The organism is Jeotgalicoccus halotolerans (assembly GCF_003387165.1).
GTDB classification, from domain to species: Bacteria; Bacillota; Bacilli; order Staphylococcales; family Salinicoccaceae; genus Jeotgalicoccus; species Jeotgalicoccus halotolerans.
Genome location: NZ_QUMW01000009.1, coordinates 292745 through 316597, shown reverse-complemented (window position 1 = coordinate 316597; position 23853 = coordinate 292745). Strand labels below are relative to the sequence as shown.

The 23853-nt window shown below is 41.6% G+C and carries 22 protein-coding genes and 1 pseudogene; 6 read left to right on the top strand and 17 right to left on the bottom strand.

All coding sequences use genetic code 11. The features are described 5' to 3' along the window. Positions 1-271: 271 nt before the first annotated feature. Positions 272-1546, bottom strand: coding sequence for a M20/M25/M40 family metallo-hydrolase (locus DFR63_RS02815; protein WP_115884222.1), 1275 nt, complete (start codon positions 1544-1546; stop codon positions 272-274). Positions 1547-1759: 213 nt separating this feature from the next. Here DFR63_RS02815 and DFR63_RS02810 point away from each other — a divergent pair, with 213 nt between their 5' ends. Further along, the gene (locus DFR63_RS02810) at positions 1760-3187 is read left to right on the top strand and encodes an NAD-dependent epimerase/dehydratase family protein (protein ID WP_115884221.1); all 1428 of its coding nucleotides are present in this window, start codon (positions 1760-1762) and stop codon (positions 3185-3187) included. A 91-nt stretch (positions 3188-3278) separates the two neighbouring features. Here the strand turns inward: DFR63_RS02810 and brnQ are convergent, their stop codons facing one another. From brnQ to DFR63_RS02795, 3 genes and pseudogenes are all read right to left on the bottom strand, one after another. Further along, a complete protein-coding gene (gene brnQ, locus DFR63_RS02805; RefSeq protein ID WP_115884220.1) occupies positions 3279-4250 on the bottom strand; it encodes a branched-chain amino acid transport system II carrier protein in 972 nt (323 codons plus the stop codon). Further along, on the bottom strand, positions 4226-4597 hold the full coding sequence (locus DFR63_RS11975) for a branched-chain amino acid transport system II carrier protein (protein ID WP_115884219.1): 372 nt from the start codon (positions 4595-4597) through the stop codon (positions 4226-4228). The genes brnQ and DFR63_RS11975 overlap by 25 nt, the downstream gene beginning before the upstream one ends. 238 nt (positions 4598-4835) lie before the next feature. Continuing rightward, positions 4836-4973 (bottom strand): annotated as a pseudogene (locus DFR63_RS02795) (transposase); the annotation flags it as partial. Between the two features lie 133 nt (positions 4974-5106). Between DFR63_RS02795 and DFR63_RS02790 the strand changes: the two are divergent. Then, a complete protein-coding gene (locus tag DFR63_RS02790) occupies positions 5107-5445 on the top strand; it encodes an ion channel (protein ID WP_115884217.1) in 339 nt (112 codons plus the stop codon). Between the two features lie 114 nt (positions 5446-5559). Here the strand turns inward: DFR63_RS02790 and DFR63_RS11905 are convergent, their stop codons facing one another. Both DFR63_RS11905 and DFR63_RS11900 read right to left on the bottom strand, forming a co-directional pair. Next, on the bottom strand, positions 5560-5874 hold the full coding sequence (locus DFR63_RS11905) for a YdcF family protein (protein WP_245954110.1): 315 nt from the start codon (positions 5872-5874) through the stop codon (positions 5560-5562). 15 nt (positions 5875-5889) lie between these two features. Beyond that, positions 5890-6120 (bottom strand): hypothetical protein, encoded by a 231-nt coding sequence (locus tag DFR63_RS11900; RefSeq protein ID WP_245954109.1) that lies wholly within the window; start codon positions 6118-6120, stop codon positions 5890-5892. 182 nt (positions 6121-6302) lie between these two features. Between DFR63_RS11900 and DFR63_RS02780 the strand changes: the two genes are divergently transcribed. After that, positions 6303-7088: a hypothetical protein gene (locus DFR63_RS02780; protein ID WP_245954108.1), complete on the top strand. Its 786-nt coding sequence runs from the start codon at positions 6303-6305 to the stop codon at positions 7086-7088. A 61-nt stretch (positions 7089-7149) separates the two neighbouring features. Here DFR63_RS02780 and DFR63_RS02775 read toward each other — a convergent pair whose 3' ends face one another. From DFR63_RS02775 to DFR63_RS02760, 4 genes are all read right to left on the bottom strand, one after another. Beyond that, complete coding sequence (locus DFR63_RS02775) at positions 7150-8400, bottom strand: cytochrome P450 (RefSeq protein WP_115884216.1); 1251 nt, start codon at positions 8398-8400, stop codon at positions 7150-7152. A gap of 126 nt (positions 8401-8526) precedes the next feature. After that, the gene (locus tag DFR63_RS02770; RefSeq protein ID WP_115884215.1) at positions 8527-9540 is read right to left on the bottom strand and encodes an LCP family protein; all 1014 of its coding nucleotides are present in this window, start codon (positions 9538-9540) and stop codon (positions 8527-8529) included. Positions 9541-9882: 342 nt separating this feature from the next. After that, on the bottom strand, positions 9883-11628 hold the full coding sequence (locus DFR63_RS02765; RefSeq protein WP_115884214.1) for a GMC family oxidoreductase: 1746 nt from the start codon (positions 11626-11628) through the stop codon (positions 9883-9885). A gap of 12 nt (positions 11629-11640) precedes the next feature. Further along, positions 11641-12402, bottom strand: a complete 762-nt coding sequence (locus DFR63_RS02760; protein ID WP_115884213.1) for a gluconate 2-dehydrogenase subunit 3 family protein — start codon at positions 12400-12402, stop codon at positions 11641-11643. Positions 12403-12677: 275 nt separating this feature from the next. On the opposite strand from DFR63_RS02760, the gene DFR63_RS02755 reads away from it, so the two are divergent. Next, positions 12678-13640, top strand: a complete 963-nt coding sequence (locus DFR63_RS02755) for a DUF1002 domain-containing protein (protein WP_115884212.1) — start codon at positions 12678-12680, stop codon at positions 13638-13640. A gap of 58 nt (positions 13641-13698) precedes the next feature. On the opposite strand, the gene DFR63_RS02750 is transcribed toward DFR63_RS02755, so the two are convergent. The 4 genes from DFR63_RS02750 to DFR63_RS02735 all read right to left on the bottom strand — a co-directional run bounded on the left by DFR63_RS02750 (position 13699) and on the right by DFR63_RS02735 (position 16108). Continuing rightward, positions 13699-13893, bottom strand: a complete 195-nt coding sequence (locus DFR63_RS02750; protein ID WP_115884211.1) for a hypothetical protein — start codon at positions 13891-13893, stop codon at positions 13699-13701. Positions 13894-13919: 26 nt separating this feature from the next. Beyond that, positions 13920-15155 carry an MFS transporter gene (locus tag DFR63_RS02745; RefSeq protein WP_115884210.1) on the bottom strand — a complete coding sequence of 412 codons (1236 nt, stop codon included), beginning with the start codon at positions 15153-15155 and terminating at the stop codon, positions 13920-13922. Positions 15156-15251: 96 nt separating this feature from the next. Next, positions 15252-15557, bottom strand: coding sequence for a TIGR04104 family putative zinc finger protein (locus tag DFR63_RS02740; RefSeq protein WP_115884209.1), 306 nt, complete (start codon positions 15555-15557; stop codon positions 15252-15254). Positions 15558-15586: 29 nt separating this feature from the next. Next, the gene (locus DFR63_RS02735) at positions 15587-16108 is read right to left on the bottom strand and encodes an NUDIX hydrolase (RefSeq protein WP_115884208.1); all 522 of its coding nucleotides are present in this window, start codon (positions 16106-16108) and stop codon (positions 15587-15589) included. A 232-nt stretch (positions 16109-16340) separates the two neighbouring features. Between DFR63_RS02735 and DFR63_RS02730 the strand changes: the two genes are divergently transcribed. After that, positions 16341-17009 carry a potassium channel family protein gene (locus tag DFR63_RS02730; RefSeq protein WP_115884207.1) on the top strand — a complete coding sequence of 223 codons (669 nt, stop codon included), beginning with the start codon at positions 16341-16343 and terminating at the stop codon, positions 17007-17009. An 82-nt stretch (positions 17010-17091) separates the two neighbouring features. Here DFR63_RS02730 and DFR63_RS02725 read toward each other — a convergent pair whose 3' ends face one another. The 3 genes from DFR63_RS02725 to parE are packed head-to-tail and all read right to left on the bottom strand — an operon-like array spanning position 17092 to position 22973. Further along, on the bottom strand, positions 17092-18555 hold the full coding sequence (locus DFR63_RS02725; protein WP_115884206.1) for an alanine/glycine:cation symporter family protein: 1464 nt from the start codon (positions 18553-18555) through the stop codon (positions 17092-17094). A 31-nt stretch (positions 18556-18586) separates the two neighbouring features. Next, a complete protein-coding gene (gene parC, locus DFR63_RS02720; RefSeq protein WP_115884735.1) occupies positions 18587-21007 on the bottom strand; it encodes a DNA topoisomerase IV subunit A in 2421 nt (806 codons plus the stop codon). Beyond that, the gene (parE, locus tag DFR63_RS02715) at positions 20994-22973 is read right to left on the bottom strand and encodes a DNA topoisomerase IV subunit B (RefSeq protein ID WP_115884205.1); all 1980 of its coding nucleotides are present in this window, start codon (positions 22971-22973) and stop codon (positions 20994-20996) included. Before parE ends, parC begins: the two co-directional genes overlap by 14 nt. Positions 22974-23172: 199 nt before the next feature. Between parE and plsY the strand changes: the two genes are divergently transcribed. Then, positions 23173-23763: a glycerol-3-phosphate 1-O-acyltransferase PlsY gene (plsY, locus tag DFR63_RS02710; RefSeq protein ID WP_115884204.1), complete on the top strand. Its 591-nt coding sequence runs from the start codon at positions 23173-23175 to the stop codon at positions 23761-23763. Positions 23764-23853 lie beyond the last annotated feature (90 nt).

Here is a 23853-nt window from a genome sequence, read left to right as displayed (position 1 = left end):
TGTTGCAATGGACTTCCTTTTTGTTAATTGAATTATATCATAGTAAAAAGTAAAATGACAAGACATTAACAGCCAGGAGGCTCTTTCCAGCAGCAGAAGTCTTCAAGAATGTCTTGTGTAATCAATACATTTTCTTTTGCTTCGTCTTCAGATATGAGAACCTCTGAGTCTTCAATAACTTCTCTAATTCAAAATCGTTACTGCAGATTATACTTGCATTTAGTAATACAGCTGCTGCAAGACTGCGAATTTCTCCAATTTGACAGATATCCTAAAAGTTTTTACTATATCTCTCCCCGAGTGTCCTCACTAAATTACACGTACACTTAATACCATTCAAAAAGTTTTCCACTTTTAAATTCTCGTTGGGTGAATGGTTGTGCTGGACTAAGGGTTCTTTCCCGTAGGCATGAGCAACCGCATCCGTCACTAATTGAACAATTCCCAGTTCTGCCGGTGTTCTCGACGGGCGCATGGCGCCTTTATATTTAACATCCACGTCCGGGCTCACTTTCTTCACATGTTCTTCAATTTTCTCAAATATATACTCCGGGTCCTGGTCCGCCACCAGTCTAATATCCATATTGACCGTCGACGTCGACGGGATAATTGTTTTCGCATGCTTACCTGTATAACCGCTCTCTATGCCCGCAATATTAAAGGTCGGTTCCATGGTCAGCTTATGGTAATACGACGCCCCGTCCATATCCAGATCCTCATAACCGATTTTCTCTGCGATATCCTGCTGGTCATAAGGCAGCCGCTTCAGGAGTTCCATTTCCTTGCCGCCCGGCTTTCGAATATTATCGTAAAAACCGTCTACCAGCACATTCCCGTCATCATCCCGCATCGTGTTCAACAGCCGCATCAGTTTCCACGCAGGATTCGGCACGATATTGCCCGTATTGCCGGAATGGTTATCAAAATCCGCCCCTTTCGCCGTCATTTCAAGCGTCAGCACCCCTCTGACACCGAGCAGAATTAATGGATTACCGCTGTTGTGAGATGAACCATCCGACGTATAGACTAAATCCGCTTCAAGCAGTTCCTTGTGATTCTCCACAAACTCCGCCAGATGCACACTGCCCAGTTCTTCCTCCCCTTCGAAGATAAACTTCACGTTAATGGGAAGCTCGCCGTAGAGCGCCTGATAAGTCTTCAGTCCGAGCAACTGAGCCATCAGCTGGCCTTTATTATCCCCGGCACCTCGTGCATATATTCTGCCGTCCCTAATTTCAGGTTTGAAAGGATTTGAATCCCACAGCTCAAGCGGTTCCACAGCCTGGACATCATAGTGGCCATAGATCAGCAAGGTGAAGCGGTTTTTATCGTTTAGAAGCTCGCCGTAGACAACGGGATTGCCGCCGGTTTCGATCAGCTCGGTATCGAGGCCGAGGATTTCCATTTCACTCTTCAACACATTAACGCAATGCCGAATCTCATCCTCATCAGTGCTGATACTCTTAATTTTAAGCAGGTTAAAAAGCTGATTCAGGTAGTCGTCACGGTGCTTTAGAATAAAATCATCCATCTTTTCAAGTGTCATGTCAGTTCCCCTTTACGTTATAATACTAATTGTCATAATATTACTATAATTTAAGCTTAATGGCAGAAAAATATTTAAATATTTAGAAACCCTCTCCATAGTTTTCAATAACAAATTTAAGTGCTGCGTCTTCGCCGGTGTCTTCCGGAAAAAAGACTGTTCTGTAAAAATACGGGTATAAGTATTAAATATTTAAGTTTAAGGAGTGAGTATATGAAAATACTGTTAACTGGTGCGTCGGGCTACATCGGCGGAAATTTACTGCAAAGCTTAAAAGAAGACTACGAAGTTGTGGCCATATCCAGAAATACAAAAAATAAAGAAGATGAGCAGAATGTAACCTGGAAGGAAGCGGATTTATATTCTCAGATCGATATAGAAAATGTAATGGAAGATATTGATATCGCAATATATTTAGTCCACTCCATGCAGCCGTCTTCCAAACTCTCCCAGGCGAAGTTTAAAGATATGGACGCCATCCTCGCAGATAATTTTGCATGGGCAGCGAAACGAAAAGGTGTGAAGCGGATTATCTACTTAAGCGGTATTATTCCGGATGACGATAAGTTGTCAGAACACCTATCCAGCCGGCTCGAGTGCGAAAAAATTCTCGGTTCCTACGGGATTCCGGTATCCACTTTAAGAGCGGGTCTCATTGTCGGACCAAAAGGCTCGTCCTTCCCGATTCTCTATAATCTTGTTAAACGGCTGCCGGCTTTAGTATTGCCGGCCTGGGCATATAACCGCACGCATCCGGTTGCTTTAAAAGATGTGATAACAGGCTTATCCAAAGTGGTAAAACGTCAGCCGGAAGAAAATGAGTCCATCGATATCGGCGGACCTGAAGAGAAAACTTATAAAGAGCTGTTTCAGGAAACCGCAGAAGAAGTCGGCAAAAAACTGCCGATGATGGATTTGCCGATTATTCCCATCTTTCTGTCGAAGTTATGGGTACGGCTGATTGCCCAGAAACCAAAAGAAATGGTCTATCCGTTACTTGAAAGTCTGACGCATAATATGGTCATGAGCAAAAAGAATTATGTCGAAGGGATTTCTAATACGCGGACGACCTTTAAGGAGAGTGTCCGTATGGCGCTCGACGGAGAAATGGATCAGAATACCCCGTCTGCTCCGGAGTTTGTGAGTAGAAAAGATCTTGAAAAAAATGATGTGAAATCTGTCCAGCGTATCCGGATTCCTAAACAGTGGTCCATCGATGACACAGCGGACTATTACGTCAACTGGCTGTCGAGGATCGGCGGCAAGTTTATTACCACACAGGTCCAGGATGCTGAAACATCCATTACCCTGCCCTTCTTTAACAATCCGATTCTGATACTGGAACGCTCGGAAGAACGATCGTATGAAGACCGGATTCTCTACTATATTAAAGGCGGCAGATTTTCTCAGGAAAGAAAAGACGGACGGGCGCGCCTGGAGTTCAGAAGAATTCTTGATACGAACGAAGTGCTGGTCGCGATTCATGAATATGAACCGACCCTCCCGTGGTTTGTCTATACGCTGACCCAGGCGAAAGTCCATCTTTTAGTCATGCGCGCCTTCGGCTTTGAAACGGCCATACTTGCGAATACCTTAGATTCCAAATATGCGAAATACGCTTCCAGTCCGACGTCGAATTAATATTGGACTGATGATGAGTCTGGTCATTACCAGGCTCATTTTTTATCTGCTTAAAGGTAAAGCGCTGACTGTAATCAAACTGATTTTATAATTACTGATTCTGCCGGGATTCATCAATGGTCTTATTCTTAATTATATCTATTCCGTAACCGATCATAGCTGCAAGAAAGCCGGGAAGCACCCAGCCGAGTCCCTGTTCAAAGAAGGGAGCGATATCCAATAGGCCGGTGAGGAATTCCAGTTCTAATCCGCTGCTGACCAGTGCTTCGTACAGTGCATAGAAAGCTGTCACAGCTACCGCAAGCTGGAACATTGTTTTGCTCTTTCCGGTAATATGCTCTAATAAACTGAGAATAATCAGAATAATGGCGATAGGATAGATGAAACTCAATAAAGGCACTGCCACATGCAAAATCATATTTAAGCCTAAGTTGGATACCAGTAATCCGATGATGACAAAAATAGTAACATAGTAGGAATAAGACAGCCTTGGATATATTTGGTTAAAAAAACTTGAGCAGGCATTGATGAGTCCGACGCATGTGGTGAGACATGCGAGCATGACGATAAGACCAAACAAAATATTGCCGCTGGTAACAAATAAGATACCTGAGGCAGAGGTTAAGATTTCAGCGCCGTTTTTAAAGCTGGTCTCTCCCGGGATCACACGGCCAATCCAGCCTAAAGAAAAATAAACTGCAACGAGACCTGTACCGGCTACAAGAGCAGAGACAAGCGTCCCCTTGACGAGCTCCTTTTTGGATGCTGCGCCTTTATCTTTCAGCGCATTGATAATGACAATTCCGAACGCCAGGGCTGCGACCGCATCCATCGTGAAATATCCTTCCAGGATTCCGGCAACCAGAGGCGCAGTCGCGTACTTTCCAGCAGCTGGTGAGGAAACGTTCTCAAATGTCATAAAAGATTGGATGACAAGCACAGCTAAAACAAGCAGTAAAAGGGGCGTCAGATATTGCCCGATGCGATTCACAATTTTTTTTGGATTTAAACTGATCAAATATGTAATAGTGAAAAATATCAGTGAAAATACAAAACGCCCCATCTGCCATCAATTTTAAAAATTTGCTGGAAACCTAATTCATAAGCCACGCTGGAGGCTCTTGGAATTCCATAAAAAGCACCAATAGAAAGGTAAATAATGATAGCAAAGCCGATACCAAAAATATGGTGCACGCGGCTCCCCATGGAGATTAAACCGTTATCTTCGAGTGCTACAGCCATGACGGCCAGAAACGGTAAAAGAACACCTGTGATGAGAAAACCTGTAATCGCAGGCCCGAAATTGTCCCCGGATTCCCAGCCTAACAGAGGCGGGAAAATAAGGTTGCCAGCGCCAAAAAATAAAGAAAAAAGCATGAATCCTATAAATAAAACATTGATTCGACTCATTATAAGCCTCCTGAACTTTGTTTAAATAATTACAGTGTCCAAATTCTCATAAATACTGTGAGATTTTGACACGCTTAGCATCTGTCCTGTTTTCCCCTCAGGACCTGAAAAATTGAAGCTTCTTAATTATAGTACAAGTTATCGTCTAAATCAGCGCAAAATGCCACATAATATGATTAAAAATAGGAAGTTGCATATAAAACACCGAACCCAGGTGTAGCTGCTAAAATATTATGATGACTTCTAATTGTTCTGATACTTCTTTAACTGAAAACTCGCCGTCCATAACTAACTTAACGGCTTGAATCTTAAATCGTTTATCATAGGTTCTTCTTGGCATAATAAATTCCCCATTTCCTCTTAACTTAATGTCCATTTTTTATACCGAGTTCACCGTTTATCCGTATAAATTTAAAGATTTTCTTTTTCCAAATCTTTTGTTTCAGCATATGCTGATGATATAATATTATTTAACAATTCATTACATTTTCTTAAAAGGAAGTAAAACTATGATTTCATTTTTCTTAACTGCTGCCCGTTTACTTAAAGCCCTCGGGAAAGCCATGGCAAGGCCAGTTTTTCAGTCCCTGCTGCTTACATTATTTTTAATACTGCTGTCCGGCACATTATTTTATACTCAGGTAGAGGGATGGCATGTGCTTGATGCAGTTTACTTCGGAGTAGTCAGTCTTATCCCGACAGGTGTAGAAACTGGAGTCAGCCCTTCTACCAGCACAGGAAAAATATTCACAATGATGTATTTACTCGTTGGTGTGGGGATTATGATAAGTCTGCTCGCTATGATTGCAAAAGAAGTCATTAATTATAATATTGAAAACAAGCAGTAAAATAACTTTAAAAATAAGCCAGCCCGGCTCGGGCTGGCTTCTCTTATTCATATATGAATCTTTGTGATTTTGCTTGACTGATAATTTACAGATCCGTTTCTTCCTCCGGCACATCTATAAAGTTGTACAAACCGAGCCGGTATCCCACAGCTTGTAAAATTCACTGAACCAGATTCTGTCTGCATAAGATCTTTCGTTCCACTTTTCACCGCCTGCACCAAGGGCTGCGATATATTTCAAGTCGTACTGCCCGTCACTGACTCTGTCGTAAATCAGTTTGGAGCGCTTCAAGTGATAGTCGCTGGTGACAACAAGAGCACTGTCAAAGCCGTGTTCATCCATGATTTTAAATGACTCAACTGCGTTAGTATAAGTACTCGTTGCTTCATACTCTTCTATAATGGCATCCTCAGGAATACCCAGCTCCACAGCAAATGCTGTACTCTACGGATAGATATCCTCGCTCTCCGGTGTAATGATGACATAGTCCGCGTAGCCTTCATGATACAGTTCGGCTGCTTTTTCCATGCGCCCCTTATCTCCGCCGCCGAGCATAATAATGACATCCGCTTTTTCTGGTATGTCTGTCTCATTATGATTAAAGCTGTCTATGACTGATGTCATCATCAGCATTAAAGCAATACATATGATGATGACTATTATTCTTATTTTCATGGTTATCTCCCAATTGTCTTGATTCATTAATAAGCATTATAATAGCACATATAACTTAAATAGAAAGTAAAGTCTGATGAGAATTGTATGAATCATTTTAAACCGGGCGGTTCTATCTTTCGTTTTTCATTATCTATTACTAAAGAGATAATGAAATCATTGTTAAATTTTAAATAAAGCAGGTGAAAATCATTATTCATTTAAATGTTAAAGGAATTTTAGTGATAGTTATAACAGTTTTGCTTCTATTATCTATTATAATATTATTTCTTAATAGCAATGGATTACATAAAAAAAATTTCGTATCAGAGAATGGTATAGAAGGAGACTACCTGATTCAGCAAGCTGCAGATTCAGAAGGTATACTATTATGGCTCCATGGTGACGGAGCATATGAATTTAAACACCCGTATTCTAAAGAGTATTTAGGCGGTAAAAATGGAATCAAAGCGGTTGCAGAAGAAAAGAATTTAACATTAATTGTCCCGCATACTCCTTCAGCAGATACATGGTGGGAAAATGGAGAAGATAACGCTGAATACCTTATTGAACTAATAAGTACTTTTCCTGAACATCAAAAGGTTTGGATCAGCGGTTTTTCCGGGGGTGCTGAAATAACTACATATTGGCTGATAGAAAAACTTAAGCGCACCGATATAAAAAGCGGCGGTGTAATTTTATTTGGAGGCGGAGGATCACCTGCAGCGGAGGGTATTACTGACTCACTTAGAAAAGAAGATGTAATTGATGGAAGTTTCCCTATAACTTGGTTTATTGGAGAGAATGATACCGGGGATTCTAATGATGAGAACCCGTTTAATGCATTGGCAGCAAGCAAACAAGGTGAAAGATTTTACAGAGATCAGGGATGGAAAACTGAAAGAATCATTCTTAAAAATTACGGTCATCTTTTATCTGAAAATAATATTGGTATGTACGGTCAATTATTAGATGAAATGATTCCATAAAAGGATGGGGGTTAATATTTTCCCCCATCCTTCTCCATTCAATTTCATTTGATTATTTCAGTTATTTTAAACGCGTCGGTTTTATTTTCACTTTGTCATTCGGCACAGCTGGAATATCGTTGTATTCAAAGCTGAAATCCTGGTCCGGCACTTCGAATTCCAAGTGATTGACCAGAAAGTCGAGTGTTGTCCGCATGACGACTATGGTGATAAACTCCCCTGCACAGCGGTGACCGAAGTCATAAGATCCGCCGCCCTGCGGAATAAAGTTAAACGGTGTCTGCTGCCAGCCTTCAAAACGCTCCGGAGAAAATACTTCAGGCTCTGACCAGTCATCAGGATGACGGTTGGTACCGTATAAGTCCAACAGCGTTAAAGTCCCTTCCTTAAACTCGTAGCCCTGCCATTCGAAATCAATCGCCACACGTGCGACTGCGACCGGGAAGAAAGGATAATAGCGTCTGACTTCCTGTATGAACCATTCGAGCTGCTCTTGATTGGCATCTTGCAGTTTCTCTGCTGCCTCTGGATGTTCATGAAGAGCAAGACCTATCATAGCAACCCAGACACTAATAGCATTAATCGGACGGATAAGATTTAAAAGCTCCACTGTCGCAATCTGAGAATCTAAAAGCTCGCCGTCTAAATCTTTGTGCATAGCGAACTGATAGAGCGCTCTGTCTTTATCCGCTTCAATCTCACCATTACGCACACCTTCAATAAGCCCCTGAATCCAGTCCTCAGCCTCAGACCGTGATTTACGCCCTTTCCAGTGCTGGATTCCGAGCGCTGCAGGCGACTCGTATAAATCAGAAATCTGACCCGCGCGAGTTTCAATATCTTCATCTTCCAGCGAAACACCGACCCAGTCGCAGGCAACCTGCAGAAGTACTACCTTCGCTGCTTCGTATAACTCCACAGTATCGTTCCAATTGATTTCCGCAAAAAATTCGTGCCAGTATTTCTCTGTGAGATCCTCAATCTCATCCATGGCTTTGTTATCCATTAGCGACATGAACATCGCTTTACGATTTTTGTGCGCATCACCGTCGAGACCCTGGACGCCCCCTTCGCCGAAGAGCGTTTTTTGTACTCTGGCGGGCGCAGCATCACTGCGTCTGAAGCGGGTGTTGTCGTAAAACAATTCAGCCTGTTCACTGCCTGTGAGACAGATGGTCTTTTCCCCGAGGACACGCGTTTCGAAAATGTTTGTGTCAAGCTCCTTATCACGATTCATAACGAACTCGTAACCCTCTTTAAGAATACTTAAAGTCTTGTCAAAACCAGAATCTTTTGGCATATTTGAATTCATTTAAACACTCCTAATTAATATAATTTAATTAGTTTTACCCTAAAGAGCTTTAAAATATGTATACTATTTACAAAATTAATACAGCTGCCAAAGTCGTAATAACTTTAATAGCTGTATTATCTCATTTTACATATTTTCATCAATACTGCTTTCAGAAGATTCTTCGTTTTCTTTACGAGCACTTTTATTCAAGAAATCTTTCAAGGCTGTACTGTTCGTTTCAAAATCCATATCAATTACGTTACCGGCATGACTTGTATCCATAAACTGATAGGTGTTATCCAGAGGCAGTGTCATCGTGTCGATATCCTTATCCCCTCTGATCATAAAGCTCATAATCATCCGGTACATTTCTTTATTTGACATTGAGGTATCAACATATCCCATGCCTGTTCCAAGTATCTTAGGCAGCTTAACAATTCCGTCGACACTGATAATTTCGTCCTGAATTGCACTGAGCACCTGCTGCTGGCGTCTCACCCGGCCGAAGTCGCCTTCTTCATCGTTCCGGAAACGTGCGTAGCCAAGGAGGTCTTTACCATTCAGCTGTTGTTCACCCTGCTTCAGTTCAGTATCGATTTTTTCGGACATATCTTTCTCTACATCTATAGTGACACCATTTGGATTGACGACATTCACCGTTTCCATAAAGGCGTCGTAATCCACCGTTACGTATTCTTCTACATTAATATCAAAATTATGTGCCATCACTTCACGGAGTAATTCCACTCCGCCGAGCGAGTATACCGCATTAATTTTATAACTCTGATAACCAGGTATATCTACGTAAATATCTCTCATTACAGAGACCAGTTTCATTTCCTTCTGCATATAGTCATACTGGCCAAGCATAATGACATCGGTACGCTCTGCACCTTCGTCCATCCGGTCTTTACCAATAATCATTATCGTTTTTTTACCATCATGATTATCTATTGGATTAAATTCTTCACCGGTGTTCTCTACACCATTTTCTTTTGCAATATTCAATCCAGATCTAAAACTGAAAAAAATATATAAAAGTATAATTGCAAACAGCGCAAAAATCCCTAAAATTATAAAGCCTCTTTTTCTTACTCTAGTTTTTGTGACAGTACTGTATTCTTCTTTATCAGTCCGTCTCATCGTCTCTTTGTCCATTGCGATGCCCCTAATTATTTCTTAAGCATTTATTGTACGCTTTCCTGGATTTTTTATAAAGTAAAAGCTGTAATATATAATGCCGATCTCATATAATCTGTGACTTCTCCAGCATACTTGTTATATTGATACTACAAGTCAGGAGATGTTGTATATATTTATAGAGATAATTAGAAAAGACTGGAATAATATTCCAGTCTTTTCTTTGCACGTAAATTTAACGGAGCCTTTATTAATATTTTCTTTGTCCTCTTGAATACAACTACTGAAAGTAATTCACTCCGCAGAAATAAATCTCCTATAATCCCAAAGTGAATTTATCACAAAATTATATTTTCATATTTAATCTGCTTTTTCTAATACTTTATTATTCTTCATATACTCTTTCATCCCTTCAGCTGCTCTATAGGCTAAAGCACCCACTGTTCCTGTAGGATTTGAACTTGAATGCAGCGGGAAAGAAGAAGCTCCCACCACAAAAAGATTTTCCATATCCCACATTTGAGAATAGGTATTGACTGCAGAAGTAGCAGGATCATCTCCCATTATCACACCGCCGCCGGTATGGTCAGATAGTGAGTTTTTACCAAACTCTACCGAATCATCTATTTCAGGAACATTAATATAATCTGCTCCCATTTTCTCTAAGATTTCTTTGGACTGCTGATGAGCATATTTTACAATGTTTCTATCAATATCACTAAATTTATAAGTCACACGCAGTAACGGATCTCCAAAAACGTCTGTATAGTTTGGGTCTAAGTCCATATAATTTTCTTTCTGTGGCAGAACTCCATTTTGCTGCTGCATATCGATCCTTCTGTTTGTATAAAATAAAGATTTGTCTTTAAACTCCGGACCCCAATCAGATAGTTCCAAGTCATCAGGCACAAAGTTATTTGAAATAGGTCTGTCCCCTAGTTGAGTTGCACGAATTAAAAACCCATGCAGAAAATCAACTTCGTTAAAATCAAGCTGTTCCAAGTTAAAATCATCCATTGTTGCACCTAATGCCCCAGCACCGGCATAGCGATTAAACTTCTTATCATCGAAAAATCCTCTGACTCTAGTATGGGTTAAATTGACAGTATGAGCGGTAATATTTTTCCCTATCACACCTTCACCTGTTTCAGGATCATATTTTTCTCCAATATCAGATAGCAGCATTAAACGAGTATTGGTAAAAGTATAACCCGCTACTACTACTAAATCTGCAGGCTGTTCATATTCTTCCCCGGATAACATATCTACATATTTAACACCAGTTGCTTTACCATTCTTATGTAAGACACGGGTCACATATGAATCATTTTTTAAAGTGAAATTATCACTTTTTTGTGCTGTTGCAAGCACTGTCACCAGCGGGTCTGCTTTTGCTCCAAAGTCACATCCATACTGCTCGCAAAAAGCACAATACATACATTGATTAATCTGTTCGCCATCCAGGTTCTTATAAGTTTCTGATAAATTTGCAGATGGAATTTGGTAAGGATGATATCCCATCTCTTTAGTTGTACTTTTAAACAACCTTGTAATTTCAGTATCTTTTAAAGGCGGTGTAGGATAGTCCATCGTTCTTTCCGGTCGTAATGGATCTGGTTCCCCTGAAATCCCGGTTGTTTCTTCAAATTTGTTATAGTATTCATCTAATTCATCGTATGTAATACCCCAGTCTTGTGCAGAACTATACTCCGGAAATATCTCATTACCGTATTTTTCTTCCAATTTACTTCTAATTTCAAAGTCTGTCGGCAGCCATCTGTAAACCATGCCGTTCCAGTGCATACCTGAACCGCCTGTGTCTGTACCATTAATTGAATTCATTTCGTTACTTCTGTGCGGAGTTGCTGTTTCATCCAAGGTGTTCCTTATTGTTAAAGATTCTTTTGATAAGTCTTGAAACATTTTCTTTCTGCGGGAATATTTAAGTTCATCTTTAGATCCGACAAAATCTGTTCTTTTTTGCGATTTTCCTCTTTCCAGCATAACAATGTTGTAATCTTCCTTTGATAATTCTGCAGCAGTAATTCCTCCAGCCCAGCCAGAGCCTACAATTACCACGTCCACTTTGTCTAATTCTTTTGCCAATATATACTCCCCCTATTTTTGTTGGTAGTCAGTTAAGCTGATAGGTTCTTTTAATATAAATTCACTTTCTTCAATCATATCTTCATAACTCATTACAGGGCCAGGATACTCTTTCATTTTCCAGCCTTCCATATTTCTATTTCCGCCATATAATGGGTCTGCATAAGCACCTTCAAAAGTCGCTTTTCTCAATAACTCAAAAAATATACTTGATTTTATAACAGACATCTCCACGTTATCTTTTTCAAAATCTTGAAGGATTTTAACTTTATTATCATCTTCTGTATCAATGAATTCTTCATTATATTTTTCATTACTGTATTCATTAATTCTTCTTATACCAAGCAAAAACATTTGGCCACGCGTTAAACTACTTTCATCTACAGATTTGTTCGTAAATGGTCCTTGCCTGTAGTCATTTGAATTGTCTCCCCATTGCCCTGCCAACTGCTTATCAATAAAATAAGGTACACCAAGTTCAATAGCTCCAGGGCCATTATCATCTTCCGGGTAAATCATTTCTGTCGCTTGTTCTAACACTTGAAAATCTTCAAATCTTGTAAAAAACATTCTTGCTTCTGTGTAGTCTTTACTATCTGCTGATGTATTGTCATTTTTAACATCTTCTTCATTACTCTGTTCCCTGTTATTTTTTCCATCTAAAAATGAATTTGTTACTACCCCGCCTAACACAGAGCCAGCAATCATTCCTCCGGTAGCGCTTCCAGAAACTTTTAAAAAATCTCTTCGTGAAAACTGTTTTTCGTCTGCCATAATTAAACCTCCATATCATTTACAGAAATTACTTCTAGAATAATACCAATTTATTTTCCAAAGTAACCATAGTGTATCATTTTACAAATTCCATTCAAGGAAAAATTTGAAAATTTAAAATATATTATATAATACATTAATTTCAAATAATTCATTTATAAATACATAGCAGTATTCATATCTTTCTTTAACCATCTTTTAATAAATATTATTTAAAATAGAAACGATACTATATTTATAGTATTATAAGAAAAAATCAGTTAGGAGTTTACACTATGTTTAGAAAATTACTTGCATTCGCATTAATCGCTGCAATGCTTCCATTCGGTGCCCTAAATGCCAACGCAGCAAGTGAATGGGATAATGCAGTGACCGTCTACGGTGCCGCGTTGGAACAGGATTCAAATCTTCAAAATGAAACAGCAAACTTACTCGGTGTTGAAGATACCGATATCGTCGATTACGTTTACTCAGAAGACGTTAATCAATACATCAATCAGAACTACGATAACAGTGTACTGAAATCCAGTATCCGTATTATACAAACATCTGAAGGTGACGGTTTAAATATTGATATTAATGAAGACATGGGTCAGATTCTTTTAATCTCTGAAGAAACCTACCAGAATGCCCTGCTCACTTCAGGCATTACAGATGCTGACGTCACTATCGCAGCAGCCGAGGACGTTACAGGCGAAAGTGCCTTAGCCGGTGTCTACAAGGCATTCGAAGCACAAGGTCAAGAGATTGACCCTGAAAAAACACGGAATGCCCAGGATGAACTCGAAACCATTTCAGACATCTCTGAAGAAAACTCAAATGTTGAAGGATTCTCACAAGTTCAGCTGAACAAAGTGATTACTGAAGTTAAAGTTGAAATTGTCAATAACTTCAACGGCGACGTTACTGAAGATCAGGTCAGAGATATCGTCGATGAGAAATTAGCAGAAAACGGTCTAGACGGAATATTATCGCAAGATCAGATTAACCGGATTATCGTGATTATTATGAACATTAAAGACTCCGGATTATTTACCGGCGAGGAAGCAGACAGACTGGTCAACAGTTCAAAAGACTTACTTGACAAAATTACCTCAAGCGACAGCTTCCAGGATGCTAAAGACAAAGCAACAGAACTTGGGCGGGATATTGTTAACTCAGAAGAAGCTTCTTCCTTCATGGATTCACTTAGAAGTTTCTGGGACAGAATTGTAGAATTCTTTAAAGGATTGTTCTAATATATGAAAACTCCCGAAACATTGCTGTATCAATGTTTCGGGAGTTTCTTTAATTTCATTATTTTGTTTTACTCGATTTACCTGAGTCCACTTCTTTTCCTGCCTTAAACATCTTGATGCTTACATACAGTAAGATTACAGCAGCGATTAGATTCACTGATGCAAGCAGGATATTCGATGGTAAATGAGAAAACCCATTTATCAGCGATGAAATTCCTAAAATAAATAATACGATATTAAATAACTTTGCCACTGTATGTCCTCTTCTCTTACACCTGTTTACGGATTTCTCCACATTACCGGTTTTCTGACTTCCAGATCAAACACCTTACGATAGCGGTAGGATATGAATGCTGCGAGTACAACCGCAATTAGCGCGATAATAATTTCAAACATAAATACATACGACACTCCGATATGACGATTAATCAGTCCTGTTACATAAGGCAGTGTAATAAAACCGATACTCGATGACAAGGTCACAAAGGCCGTGCTCGTTCCCTTTTTCTCCGGGAAGAACTGCGCCATCAGGGTCACTGCCAGCTGGAAGAGTCCCGATGTTGCCATACCCAGTATAAACGCAATGATGATTAGTATTGTATAGCTTTCAACAAAGAGCAGTGTCGTGAGGGCTGCTATCGCAATTAACGGGTAGATAATTAAAGCCGTAATCGGTCTGAACAGTCTATCCAGCAGGGTCGCTAAAATAATAACCGTTGCAAAGCCGCCGAAACTGTAAACACTGAGAAGATTAATCGCCTGTGCTTCCGGCAGACCGACCACTTCTTCAGCATAGGTCGCAAGCCAGGTCTGGATAATTAAAAACAGTCCCACCGACGTAAAACCGATCGCAATGACTGTAATGCCTTCGCGCAGAAACTTCGGTTTTTCTTTGAAGATTAACCGTTTGATCGGTTTTTTATCTTGTTTGGTTTCTTCTTTAGGTTCCTCAAGCCTATTTGCTTCCGGGAACTTCAGCGTCATTAAATGCAGGGCATTAATTAAGAAAATACCCGCCATGATAAAGAAGGTGTAGCCGTAAAACATATCACGCGCCATAAAGAATGTAATCATTAAAGGCAGGATTGTCGAGCCTACCGACATAAATGCTTTAACCAGTACCGTTGCCGAACTCGAACGCTTTCTAAATACCTCTATCAGTGCCGGATACGAACTCGTGTCTAAGATGGAGTTCCCCATCCCAGCGAGGAGCGCAAACATAAATGCAATAGTGTACGTCGGTGCAAACGGAATCGCAACGAGGAAAACCACATAGAGAAAACACGCTGTAATCAGCATCGGACGCCGTCCGAGATTATCCGACAGCTTCCCCGCAAACGTTAAGGCAATCAGCTTTCCGATTCCGATCGCAGATATTAAAGCCGATATTGCCGCTGCATCTGTATTCAGCTGTTCTGTTAAAAACCCCATATGGAGTGCAATAATTAAATTGATCATGCCCAGTAATATGTAATTGATGTAAATACTCGAGCCGATTCGCAGTTGATTGGACATATATTAAACCTTCTTCTTTTTATGTATTACAGAAGTATATCAATAATTCAGAAAAATAACAGGGACATTTGAAAATCTGTCCCTGTTATTTTGATTTTATTTCTTCTCTTTGTCAGGCGGCACATTCGTCAGTTCCAGACTCACGTACATAAAGATAATCGTCACCGCTGTAATCGTAATATACACCCAGAAGTACTGGGTAATAGATGGCGGTGCAAATAATCCAATCATCAGCATAGCCGTCACGAGCAAGAGCGGAATAATCATCCGTTTTTTCGATTTCTCAGAAACATACTGCTTTTCATGACAGTAATCACACGCGACCCCATTCTCCGAAGCAAAATGTGCTTTAAATAATAACATGCCGGTCCACTGCTTATTGCAGCTTGCACACTTGGTCATGTAATCTCTCCTCTATTAAATTCTTTATATTAATCTCTTTTTACTGCACCGTATTGATATCTCATATGAAATAGCAGCTGAATCAGGCTTTTCCTGTAAGAGATAAATGCTTTGTCATCGATCATCTGATATATTTCTTCAATTGATGCCCAGGCTGCGTCCGACACTTCCTCGTTCGGCACTGCCAGTGTTTCGAGGTCCGCTTCTCGGTTCACGATGTAGATATCATCATAGCCCCGTTCAAAGGTAATCGATAAATGCGGCCGCTGGTTATGTAAATCTATAATGAGTCCCAGTTCTTCTTCGGTTTCCCGCATCGCCCCCTGCTGGCTCGTTTCACCAGCAGTGACACTCCCGCCTGCAGAGATATCCCACATATCCGGTGCACCAATTTTATTGCCCTGACGTTTTTGAATCAGCATCTGGTTTTTACTGTTAAAGATGACCACATGAATGACGAGATGATAAGTATCTTTAAGCATGGCATCGCCCCGGGTCATCGTCTGATTTGTGAGTGTCCTGTGTTTATCATATAAGTCCCAAAGTTCCATAAGTGCATCCTTCTATGCTTAGACATAATAGATACCTTACCACAACTTAATTTTATACCGCAATTAAAGTGCCGGCAATAACATTAAAGTACTATTTATCTGTCTGACACATCAAACAGGTGTGCTTCTACTATCCGGAACATTTCATTCTTTATGAAGAAAAAGTTATACTGGATAATATAGAAGAATCAAAAAATGATACTACAAATCTTAAGATGATCAGGTGAACAGTATGACTAAAGAAATTGCAGTCATTGGTCTCGGGCAATTTGGAGGCAGTGCAGTAAAACAATTACATAAGCTCTCAGCAGATGTCACTGTAATAGATATATCCGAAAGTAAGGTCAAGCACTATGAAGACTACGCTGTTGAATGTATCGTCGGCAGCGCCACTGATGAGAATATGCTTAAAACTATCGGTATCGAACATTATGATGAAGTCATTATTGCGATTGGCGAAGATATACAAACCAGCATTCTTTGTACTTTGATTTTAAAAGAATTAGGTGTCGAAAGCATTACTGCCAAAGCTCAAAGTAATCACCACGGCAAGATGCTGAAGAAAGTCGGCGCAGACAATGTCCTGCACCCGGAAACAGAAATGGGCATACGTCTCGCCAATCAGCTGGTTAATATGTCCCTTGTCGACTATATGGAAATATCAGATGATACTGCCATAGTGGAATATGATGCCAATGAACGATTCATTAACTCTCCACTGATTAATATTGATATACGTGAAAAATTCGGCTTAAATGTTATTGCGATTAAGCGTAATAAAGAAGTCATCGTTCCGCCAGATCCCCAGATGAACATTCTGGAGAACGATGTTCTCGTCATAATTGGTAAAATTGAAAATCTGAACATATTTGAGAGTAAGATGATTAAGCCTAAAAGTTAAATAATAATATAAAAGACTGTCCCGGGTGCACTAATACGCCCGGGACAGTCTTTTATTTACAGTCAGGATTTATGTCATGTATTTACTTATTATAGTCTTCAGGGTCGTCCTTACGGTAGTCCTCATCGCCCCACTCATTGTCATCCGGCAATTTGTAAGTGATATTTTTCGCATAGAAAATCGGAGATTCTCCTCGGTCTTTTTGCGCCTTATAATCTCTCATCAGCTCAAACACCAGCGGACTGAGCGCCACAACCATCATCAAGTTGATAATCGCAAGGAAGGCCATAAAGAGGTCGGCCAGGGTCCATACCAGCTGAACGCCGAGTACGGCACCGACTACTGTCATAATGACGACAATTGCTCTGAAGACAAAGGTGACTGTTTTGTTATCCACGATAAAACTTAAGTTACTCTGGGCATAGAAATAGTTGCCGAGTATTGTTGAAAAGGCAAACAGCAATATAAAGACTGCAATAATCGTTCCGCCGAAGCCGAAGAACTGCTGATCCATAGCTGCCTGGGTGACTGCAATGCCCTGCGGCGCGTCCGCACCGAAGCTTAAGTCTGTATACATAAGAATCACAATCGCCGTTGCTGTACACACGATAATCGTATCAAAATATACTCCGAGCGACTGAATCAGTCCCTGCTGGACCGGGTGACGGACGGCAGCTGACGCTGCGGCGTTCGGAGCAGATCCCATACCCGCTTCATTCGATAACAGTCCTCGCTGGAAACCATTAATAATGGCAGCACCAATCGCACCGCCGAATACTTCTTCAAGTCCGAAGGCATTCTTCACAATCGTCTGCAGCATCGGAAGAATCATATCGTAGTTCATAACTAATATTGCTGTCACCAATATTAAGTATAAGGCGGCCATAACCGGAACGATGGCTGTTGCAACATTAGCAATTGATTTCGCGCCGCCGAAAATGACCAGGCCGACAAGGATCGCAACAATAACACCGCTGATTGTCGTATTCACTCCGAAGGCTTCATCATATGCATTGGCAATTGTATTCGACTGCAGCATAACGAAAACAATACCAAATGTAATCGTCATCAGTACCGCAAAGAGGTAGCCGATGCCTTTTTGGTTGAGGCCTTTCGTCATGTAGTAGGCAGGTCCGCCGCGGAAGCCCGATTCTTTATCGCGCACCTTATACACCTGGGCGAGCGTCGCTTCAAAGAAGGCCGTCCCCGCACCTAAAAGTGCCACAATCCACATCCAGAAGACCGCACCCGGTCCGCCGACGACGATGGCCGTCGCCACCCCTGCGATATTCGCTGTACCGATACGCTGGGCGGCACTGATTGTAAACGCCTGGAAAGATGAAATTCCTTTCGAACCATCCGGCATTTTCGCCCGTTTTTCTCCGAGGGAAGAAAACATAATCTTCAGCCAGCGGAACTGAACGAATTTTGAAGTGACCGAGAAATATAAACCGGCAATAATTAAGAGGCCGATTAATATTTCCTGCCACAGTAAATCATTAGCGAAATTTACCGCACTTTCAAAAACATTGAATGCTTGTTCCATCTGCTTCACCTATCCTGCATATTTTTTGTAATTATAATGCGCTGAAGTGTGCACCTGTTACCGCACCGAAAGTTTCTTCTTCAACGACAAAAGAGCCGTTGGAATATTTTCCGCTGAGACGCACTTCATTGGCACGCAGTGTGTGAGTATTCGTTTCCGACACAATTTCGATTGTCTGGTCTTTGCCCAAAGCTGTGACTGACGCTGCGACAATTCTGTGAGGTTTTGACTTAATATCTTTATACAGCATGGAACCGACCTGGGCTCTTGCACCCGTTTCGAAAATATCAAGACTCGTGCGTTTGACCGCACCTCTATTCGATACCGTAACGAGATTGCCTTCTTTGGGAATAAGTTCTCCGAAGACTAATTTATCATCCGCTTTAACATTCATCGCTTTCACACCTTGCGACTTCAAGCCTGTCGGTGATACTTCAGACACAGGATATTTAAGCGTTAATCCTTTTTCTGTGACGAAGAGCAAGGATTCACTGCCTGTTTCTGTCATAGAGATGCCGATGACTTCGTCATCATTTTTAAGCTTAATATTAACAATCGGCCGTGAAATACGCGTCGCTTCAAATTCGCTGAGATGAGTCTGTTTGACCTGGCCGTCTTTAGTCGCCGTCACGACACTGATGTTTTCGTCGAATTTCTCGACTGTCGTTGCAAAAATCGGCTCTTCTCCATGCTTTAAATTAAAGCGGGACGATAAATGCTGCCCCATATCTTTCCATTTAATATCCTGCAGGCCGTGAACCGGCATAATCATATAGTTGCCGTAGTTCGTAAAGACGAGCAGCTGTTCTAATGTATGAGACATAGCGCTGAAGAGTGTTTTGTCTCCTTCACGCATGCCGAGTTCATCAGGACTCGAGGCGTTGTAGCTCCGAAGGCTCGTGCGTTTGACGTAACCTTCTTTTGTCAGGGAAACGACTGTATCTTCTTTCGCAATCAGCTGTTCTTTCGAGATTTCAATCGTTTCGATTTCATCTTCGATTGAAGTCAGCCGTTCAGAAGCATACTTTTTCTTAATTTCCCTAAGTTCTGCTTTTATAACCTTTTTCAGCTTTTTCTCGTCATTTAAAATTTCAGTCAGCTGATTAATCTGGTACTCAAGCTCGCTCTGTTCTGTTTCAAGCTCCACGATATCCGTATTCGTCAGACGGTACAGCTGGAGCATGACAATCGCTTCAGCCTGACGCTCGGTGAAATCGTAGCGCTCCACAAGATTTTCCTTGGCGTTCCGTTTGTTTTCTGATTCTCTGATGGTGCGGATCACTTCATCGAGGATAGATAAAGCTTTAATCAGTCCTTCGATAATGTGCATGCGTTTTTCGGCATGTTCCAGATCATACTGCGACCGGTTGGTCACCACAATTTTCTGGTGCTTGATATAGGCTTCCAGTATGTCTTTCAGCCCCATCTGCTTCGGTGCCCGGTCGCTGATTGCCACCATATTGAAGTTATAGGAAATCTGCAGGTCGGTTTTCTTATACAGGTAGTTAATAATGGCATCGATATTCGCGTCCTTCCGCGCTTCGATCACAATTCTTAAACCTTCCCGGTCCGTTTCGTCACGGACTTCGATAATACCGTCAACCTGTCTGTCGGCACGGATTTCGTCCATCTTTTTAACCATATTCGCCTTGTTGACTTCATACGGTATTTCTGTGATGACGATGTTGACCTTGTTGCCTCTCGTTTCTTCTTTAGAGACTAGACTCCGGACAACAACGCGTCCGCGGCCCGTTGTATATGCTTTTTTAAGTTCTTTCTTACCCTGGATAATCCCGCCGGTCGGGAAATCCGGACCTTTGACTATTTCAAGGAGTTCATCGATGGACACTGCCGGCTTATCGATAACTTTTAATGTGGCATCGATGACTTCGCCTAAGTTATGCGGCGGAATATCCGTCGCGTAACCTGCAGAAATTCCCGTTGCCCCGTTCACCAGCAGGTTCGGGTATTTTGCCGGCAGGACGGACGGTTCTTTTTCTGTATCATCAAAGTTGTCCATAAACGGCACTGTATTTTTATTGAGATCTCTTAAGAGCTCGCTGGAGATTTCAGCGAGTTTTGCTTCCGTATAACGCATGGCAGCTGCAGGGTCGCCGTCGACGCTCCCTTTGTTGCCGTGGATTAAAATGAGTTCTTCACGCATTTTCCAGTCCTGCCCGAGGCGGACCATGGCATCGTATATACTGCTCTCGCCGTGCGGGTGATAGTTACCGATGACATTACCGACAGTTTTGGCACTTTTACGGTAGTTTTTATCGAAAGTATTTCCCTCTTTATACATGGCGTATAAAATACGGCGCTGGACGGGTTTCAGTCCGTCACGCACGTCCGGTATTGCACGGTCCTGAATGACATACTTACTGTATCTTCCAAAGCGGTCTCCGATTACATCTTCTAATTTTAATTGCTGCAAGGGGTTATGCTCGGCCATAATCTTCATCACTCTCTGCTAATTTTTCTACATCCTGATTATCAAGAATGCTGTTGCCTTCTTCCAGCGTAAAGGACACGTTTGAATCGATCCATTTACGCCGGATTTCAACGTTGTCACCCATCAGCGTCGTCACACGTTTCAGCGATAATGCTTCGTCTTCAATGCGGACCTGGATCAGCGTCCGCGTTTCCGGATTCATCGTCGTTTCCCACAGCTGCTCGGCCATCATTTCACCGAGACCTTTGTAGCGCTGCAGTTCGGCAGATCCCATTTCTTCCTGGGCCGCTTCAAGTTCATCTTCAGTCCAGACATACTTCACTTCTTTTTTCTTGCCTTTTTTCTCGAGTTTAAAGAGCGGCGGCAGTGCAATATAAATCTTGCCTGCTTCAAAGAGCGGACGCATGTAGTTAAAGAAGAACGTTAAGAGCAGCACTTGAATGTGCGCCCCGTCCGTATCCGCATCGGTCATAATAATAATTTTATCATAGTTGGTATCATCGACTTTAAAGTCTGTGCCGACACCGGCGCCGATCGTATGAATAATCGTATTGATTTCTTCGTTTTTAAAAATATCTTCGAACTTTGCTTTTTCAGTATTGATGACTTTACCCCGGAGCGGCAGGATGGCCTGGAAACGTCTGTCGCGTCCCTGCTTAGCCGAACCGCCGGCGGAGTCCCCTTCGACTAAGAAGAGTTCATTTTTCTTCGCATTCTTGCTCTGTGCCGGTGTCAGTTTACCCGACAAAAGTGTATCTCTCGATTTATTTTTCTTGCCGTTCCGCGCTTCTTCACGCGCTTTCCGGGCAGCTTCCCGCACCTGGCGCGCTTTAATGGCTTTTTTAACGAGCTGGGTGGATAAGGCGCCATTTTCTTCTAAATAATACGGCAGCTGTTCCGTTAAGAGAGTTTCCATTAAATTGCGGGCTTCCGATGTACCGAGCTTGCCTTTAGTCTGGCCTTCGAACTGGAGCAAGTGTTCAGGAAGCTTGATGGAAATGACTGCAGTCAGTCCTTCCCGGATATCGCTGCCTTCTAAGTTCTTATCTTTTGCTTTCAGTTCGCCGATTTTACGCGCGTACTCGTTAAAGGCGCGGGTGAAGCCGGTTTTAAAGCCGACTTCGTGGGTGCCGCCGTCTTTAGTGCGGACGTTGTTGACGAATGAAATAATCGTTTCCGAATACTGGTCATTAAACTGGAAAGCGACTTCGGCGATCATTTCATTATAGGTCCCTTCGAACATGACGATATTGCCGATATCATCCTTGCCCTCATTTAAGAATTCAATGAATGATTTCAGCCCGTCTTCGAATTCGAAAACTTCCTCTTCATCTGTCCGTTTATCGTTAATCGTAATTTTTAAGCCTTTCGTTAAGAAAGCAGACTCGCGCATGCGCTCAGCGATCGTTTCAAAGTTAAAGGCAATCGTCTGCTTAAAGATTTCAGGATCCGGTTTAAAGGTAACTTCTGTCCCCGTCTCTTTCGTCTTGCCGGTTTCCTTCATCGGTGTATCGACCTTGCCGCCGTCTTTAAATGATATTTCATGAATCTTGCCATTGCGGAAGACTCTTATTTTTAGCGATTCGCTCAAAGCGTTCACGACAGAAGATCCAACGCCGTGCAGTCCGCCTGCGGATTTGTAGTTATCCGAGCTGAACTTGCCGCCCGCGTGCAGCACTGTAAAAATAACTTCCGCTGTCGGGCGTCCCGACGAGTGCATGCCTGTCGGCAGCCCGCGGCCGTTATCGCGGATCGTAATACTTTCATCTTTGTTAATCGTAATGCTGATTTCGTTCCCGTGGCCGTTAATAATCTCATCAACCGCATTATCGGTAATTTCATATACGAGGTGATGCAGACCTCTCGTATCCGTTGAACCGATATACATGCCCGGACGCTTTCTTACAGCATCCAGACCTTCTAGTATTTGAATGGACTCATCAGTATATCCAGTTTGTTTAGCCAAGTCTGTATCCTCCTACAAACAATACAAACGTATGTTCGTTAAATTAATCTACTTATCTATTTTTATATAAAACCTGCATTTTTGCAACAAAATCTATTAAGTTTACATAATATTATTATAGACTACCTTATATAAATATGTGCGAATATAAATTTTTATGGTAAACTATTAGTACCTGATAGCAAAAGGGGATTATTTAGTGTATACAGTTATTTTATTATTAATTTTCAGCTACCTTTTCGGCTCTATTCCATTCAGCCTGATTATCAGCAAAACGTTTTACAATATTGACCTGCGCGAACACGGGAGCGGCAACGTCGGCACGACGAATACCTTTCGTATTCTCGGAAAAAAAGCCGGTATCGTTGTACTGGTACTCGACCTCTTAAAAGGAGCGATTCCTGTATGGGTTGCTATGCTGGTCAGTACTGATGTCGATTTCCCCGTTGTTATTTTCGGGGTTGTCGCGGCCATCGGTCACGTCTATTCGATATTTTTAAAATTCAAAGGCGGCAAAGCAGTCGCAACAGGCGGCGGTGCCATTTTAGCCGCTGCGCCAATTATCTTTCTTGTAGTACTGGCGGCATTTTTAATCACTTTGAAATTATCGAAATACGTATCCCTCGGCAGTGTACTTGCAGCAGTTGCTCTCTTGATCAGCGTCCTGTTTACAGGTGATCTGTTTATGATCGGCTTTGGAATTATACTTGGGATTATCGTAATTGTAAAACATATTTCCAATATGAAACGCATTAAAGAAGGCACCGAACCGAAAATTACATTTATGTAATTGGTAACCTAAGAGAAACGGCCTGAAGTCTGGTTTAGACTTTCAGGTCGTTTTTTTGTTGGGCCTGGATGTTTGATTTTGTTTCTGTTC